Here is a 951-nt window from a genome sequence, read left to right on the forward strand (position 1 = left end):
TGTACGCATTGGTATCGGTATCGCACAAGGTCTAGCGTTTGGTGCTGATCTGCCAATGATTGGTGTATCGACGCTGGAAGCCATGGCGCAATCGAGTTACCGCCAGTTTGGTGATACACATGTTGCAAGTGCCATTGATGCTCGTATGAGCGAAGTTTACTGGGCTCGTTACAGTCGTGAACAAGACGGTCGTTGGTCTTTGACTGATGAAGAGTGCGTTATCCCGCCACAAGAGCTAGTGAACCAAATTGAAGCAGACCAAAACACTTGGGCAAAAGTTGGTACAGGTTGGGCTGCGTACGCTGAGCACATGGATACGCTATCATTAACTACGAAGCCAAGTGACGTTCTTTACCCAGAGGCGCAAGACATGGCGTTTATCGCTCAGGTTGCATTTGCGGCGGGGAAAGCGGGTCCAGTAGAAGAGTCTGAGCCTGTTTATCTGCGTGATAAGGTGGCGTGGAAAAAGCTTCCTGGTCGGGAATAGTTTCTCGAGCTGTAAATAAGCTTTTGAGGTATTAATAAAAAAACGTCATAACTTTTACAAGGTTCTGATAACCCATGACTCTAGATAGTACATATTTAGAGTCATACCGAGGCAGAGATTGAGTGAATGGTATCAATTAATGGTTTACCTCCTTCTTCGATAGGCAATACATCTAAAGCCAATCGCACCAACAAGAAGAATCAGGTAAAGAAGACCGATGCAAAGACCTCTGTGGGGCAGCCCACTAAGGTAGCCAATGCTGTCTCGCACTCTATTCGTCATGTTCAAGAATCAGATATTCATCGAGCTCAAGTTCAGTACGACCTCCCTGAAGGACGTGGACGAAAAGCGATGGAAGAGTATATGGATGTTATGAACCAGGCGAAAAAAGAGGAACTTACAAGACTCATCGGTGTCGATATTTATATATAAAAACATCAATTTATCTTCTATTTTAAGGGTTA

2 protein-coding genes are annotated in these 951 nt (G+C 44.8%); both read left to right on the forward strand.

The window, feature by feature from the left end:
* The coding region (gene tsaB / locus KIV40_RS23590; protein ID WP_285351616.1) for a tRNA (adenosine(37)-N6)-threonylcarbamoyltransferase complex dimerization subunit type 1 TsaB at positions 1-487 on the forward strand (487 nt) is incomplete at its 5' end.
* A gap of 126 nt (positions 488-613) precedes the next feature.
* The gene (locus KIV40_RS23595; RefSeq protein WP_150869051.1) at positions 614-919 is read left to right on the forward strand and encodes a chromosome partitioning protein ParA; all 306 of its coding nucleotides are present in this window, start codon (positions 614-616) and stop codon (positions 917-919) included.
* Positions 920-951: the final 32 nt, after the last annotated feature.

It is taken from the genome of Vibrio sp. D173a (genome assembly GCF_030248475.1).